Source organism: Weissella sp. DD23 (assembly GCF_001579105.1).
GTDB classification, from domain to species: domain Bacteria; phylum Bacillota; class Bacilli; order Lactobacillales; family Lactobacillaceae; genus Weissella; species Weissella cibaria.
This window is the reverse complement of sequence record NZ_KQ970390.1, coordinates 407162-410664: the sequence shown is the minus strand read 5'-3', so window position 1 is coordinate 410664 and position 3503 is coordinate 407162. Positions and strand designations below refer to the sequence as shown.

5 protein-coding genes are annotated in these 3503 nt (G+C 43.0%); all 5 read left to right on the top strand.

Annotated features, from left to right (window positions below; translation table 11 throughout):
* Window positions 1–238 (top strand): DUF2129 domain-containing protein (locus tag WEIDD23_RS14330; protein ID WP_062358710.1); only part of this gene is annotated, 238 nt, incomplete at its 5' end.
* The gene (gene rsmD, locus WEIDD23_RS01955) at window positions 238–792 is read left to right on the top strand and encodes a 16S rRNA (guanine(966)-N(2))-methyltransferase RsmD (protein ID WP_010373668.1); all 555 of its coding nucleotides are present in this window, start codon (window positions 238–240) and stop codon (window positions 790–792) included. The genes WEIDD23_RS14330 and rsmD, both read left to right, overlap by 1 nt.
* Window positions 793–794: 2 nt before the next feature.
* Window positions 795–1274 (top strand): pantetheine-phosphate adenylyltransferase, encoded by a 480-nt coding sequence (gene coaD / locus WEIDD23_RS01950; RefSeq protein WP_010373666.1) that lies wholly within the window; start codon window positions 795–797, stop codon window positions 1272–1274.
* A 1-nt stretch (window position 1275) separates the two neighbouring features.
* On the top strand, window positions 1276–2331 hold the full coding sequence (locus tag WEIDD23_RS01945) for a SepM family pheromone-processing serine protease (RefSeq protein WP_029237496.1): 1056 nt from the start codon (window positions 1276–1278) through the stop codon (window positions 2329–2331).
* A 164-nt stretch (window positions 2332–2495) separates the two neighbouring features.
* Window positions 2496–3503, top strand: a 1008-nt coding sequence (locus WEIDD23_RS01940) for an MFS transporter (protein WP_242865388.1), incomplete at its 3' end; no start/stop codon positions are given.

Sequence of the window (3503 nt, the reverse complement as noted above, 5' to 3'; positions counted from 1 at the left end):
GCGCTTTGGCGTGGTGAGTTATATTTCAGAAAAAATGAAGTATGCTGTCATTTATATGAACGAGGCAGATGTCGCAACAAAATCTGCGTTGATTGAGCGATTGGGTTTTGTGTCATCAGTAGAGTTGTCACATTGGCCAGACGTGGATACCACGGTAGGTAGCCAAGGTGACGGCTTTGAATTATCTGTTGATCCATCAGAATTGGCTGATGAACCAGCTGAAGAAGAGGAATTATAATGCGTATTGTTAGTGGAGAATTTGGTGGTCGTCCTCTAAAGGCGGTCCCAGGTGATGCAACGCGACCAACGACAGATAAGGTTAAAGAAGCTATTTTTAGCATGATTGGCCCTTATTTTGACGGTGGACGCTCATTAGATTTGTATGCCGGTTCAGGTGGTTTGAGTATTGAAGGTGTGTCACGAGGCTTGGATGAAGCGGTATTGGTTGATCGTCAGTTTGCAGCCATTAAGACGATTAATGACAACATTGCGGTTACAAAGGCACCAGAAAAATTTACGGTTATTAAGAGTACAGCAGACGCTGCCATTCAACGTTTGATGGGATCGACACCATTTGATGTCTTATATTTTGACCCACCATACGCTAAGCAAACTATTTTGGCCGATTTGGCCAAGCTGCAAGCCGCAAACCTGATTGCACCAGATGCGTTGGTTGTTGCAGAGACGGATCAGTTCGCGAATTTACCAGAGGACATACCAGGGTTCAGTTTCATTAAGCAAAAAGATTATGGCATCACCGTTGTGACGCTTTATCAATATGAGGGGGAGTAAATATGCGTCGGGTATTGTTTCCAGGAAGTTTTGATCCATTTACAAATGGGCATTTAGATGTTGTTCGTCGTGCGTCGAAGTTGTTTGATGAAGTGGTCATCGGCGTAGGTACAAACAAAATGAAGAAGTATTTATTTTCTCCTGAAGAAAAGATTCGGTTAATTGAGGCGTCGACGGCTGATTTACCCAATGTTTCAGTACGCGAAATGACAGGCCTCACGGTTGACTACATGAAAGAGATTGCAGCCGATACATTGGTGCGTGGTTTACGTAACGAAACGGACTACTTGTACGAACGTGATATTGCAGAAATGAATCACTATTTAGGCACAGTTGAAACTGTTTTTTTGATGGCACGACCAGAACACCAAAATATCTCTAGCTCAATTTTGAAAGAAGTTGTCAGTTTTGGCGCTGACGTACATGACCTTGTGCCTGCGCCAGTAGCCGCTGCTTTAATTGAAAAAGTGCAAGGTAAGTAATATGGCGAAAGCAACTCATAAGAAACGACGTTGGCTTAAAATATCCGGCATTATTGTCGGCATATTAATGCTGCTAGTTTTAGTTTGCCCATTACCCTTGTATGCTGAAACGCCTGGAGAAGCTGATGATTTGAGTCATTACATTAAAGTCGATGGTAAAAAGCCAAAACTTGATGGTCAGTTTATGATTACAGCAGTTTACATGTCACAAGTGAACGGTATTGGTGCCATCATGGCTTGGCTAGATCCAACGGCATCGCTGATGACATCTTATGAGGCGAACGGTGGCGGTTCATCTGCAGATAACGTCGCCATTAACAAGATTTATATGGATTCAGCTGTCAACGAAGCTAAGGCAACGGCCTATAAAGCAGCAAAAATTCCTTATAAACGTTCCTTTAACGGTATTTATGTGATGGCGGTTCAGGACAATTCTAATTTTAAAAAGGCTTTAAAAGTGGGTGATACGATTACTTCAGTTGATAATCATCACTTCAAATCTGCGAAGGGTTTTCAGGATTACATTCGGTCAAATAAAGTTGGATCGAAACTAACAATTTCCTATGAGCGGAATAAGAAAGCTAAACAGGCAACTGGAAAGTCAGTGGCACTAGCCGGTACTAAAAAGTTGCCAGGAATTGGTATCGCCCTGACAGATGATGTGTCGGTTAGTTCAGCACGTAAAGTCTCAGCCAACATGGGCGATATCGGTGGCCCATCGGGTGGCTTGATGTTTTCGCTGGAAATGTATGACGCCTTGTCGAACCAAAATCTAGCCGCCGGCCGTAAGATTGCTGGGACAGGTACAATTGATAAGGACGGCAATGTTGGTGAAATTGGTGGTATCGATAAGAAAGTTATTGTTGCCCATGAGGCAGGTGCCAAAATTTTCTTCGCACCATATTTAAAGCCAACTAAGAGTAACTTGGCGCTGGAGTCAGATGGTTTAACCAATTATCAATTGGCTGTTAAAACGGCCAAGAAATATGCACCGAATATGAAGATTGTGCCGGTTAAGACCTTTACTGAAGCAGTTAACTATTTGCAAACTCATTAAATTAAGAATGACTGTTCGTTTTGACAGGATTGGAAAATTCTGTTAATTTAGTACAAGTTGTTTCGTACAGATAGCTCGTTAAGAGCCGAACACAGAGGCGTAACATCATTGCGATTAGCAGTGGTGTCGCGCCTTTTTTATTTTTTTTAGGAGGTCGATAGGAGATGCAAGCAAAGGAATGGCACGTACTTAGAGCCGTACTAGCTGCCGGGATTATGAGTTTTAGTGGTGTTTTGATTGAAACATCAATGAATGTCACGTTCCCTGAGTTGATGCATGAGTTTAGCACAACAGCAAATGGTATTCAGTGGGTAACAACGGGTTATTTACTTGCGATTGCAGTTATTGTACCGGTGTCCGCGTTTTTGATTCGTAATTTTGCGCCACGCCGACTTTTTATTATTGCGAATTTAGCCTTTATTCTCGGGGTGCTTACTGACGCCTTTGCACCAAGTTTGGGTGTGCTGTTAGTTGGGCGTGTTTTACAAGGTATCGGAACAGGAATCGCGCTACCGTTGATGTTTCATATTATCTTAACTAAGTCGCCCAGTGATCGACGTGGTGTGATGATGGGCATTGGGACGATGACAACTTCGATTGCCCCTGCCATCGGTCCCACGTATGGTGGGGTATTGCTAAATAGTCTAGGCTGGCGGGCTATTTTCTGGTTTTTGATTGTACTCTTAGTCATTTCCCTGGTGATGGGATTAACCAGTATGCCCATTGAATCAGTTGAAAAAACTGAAAAATTTGCCTTGCCGGCCTTTATAACACTAGGTCTCGGGTTAGGATTGTTGTTAATTGCAATCGAAAAAATGTCACTGCTATGGATTATCATTGCTTTGGTTGTGTTGGTAATTTACTTCCAATTTAATAAGCGCCAGCCCTTGCTTCGTTTGAGTATTTTGCGTAACCGCAAGTTTAATGCGTTTCTTTACAGCTTTTTGGTTTACCAAGCCATTTTGTTGGGGCTGTCATTCATTTTGCCAAACTATTTGCAACTAGGCATGCACGTTAGCGCGACAGTCGCTGGATTGTTTGTGTTTCCTGGGGCTGTGATTGGTTCAGTTCTGGCACCAATTTCTGGTCGCTTGTTAGATCGGGTGGGCGCTACGAAACCAATTTTGACGGGAGTAACGATTGCAACAATCGCTTTGCTGCTAATGGCGGGG

Excerpts from the sequence above, each read along its gene's own strand:
- rsmD (WP_010373668.1), top strand. The coding sequence starts at position 238 with ATGCGTATTGTTAGTGGAGAATTTGGTGGTCGTCCTCTAAAGGCGGTC.
- coaD (WP_010373666.1), top strand. The coding sequence starts at position 795 with ATGCGTCGGGTATTGTTTCCAGGAAGTTTTGATCCATTTACAAATGGG.
- WEIDD23_RS01945 (WP_029237496.1), top strand. The coding sequence starts at position 1,276 with ATGGCGAAAGCAACTCATAAGAAACGACGTTGGCTTAAAATATCCGGC.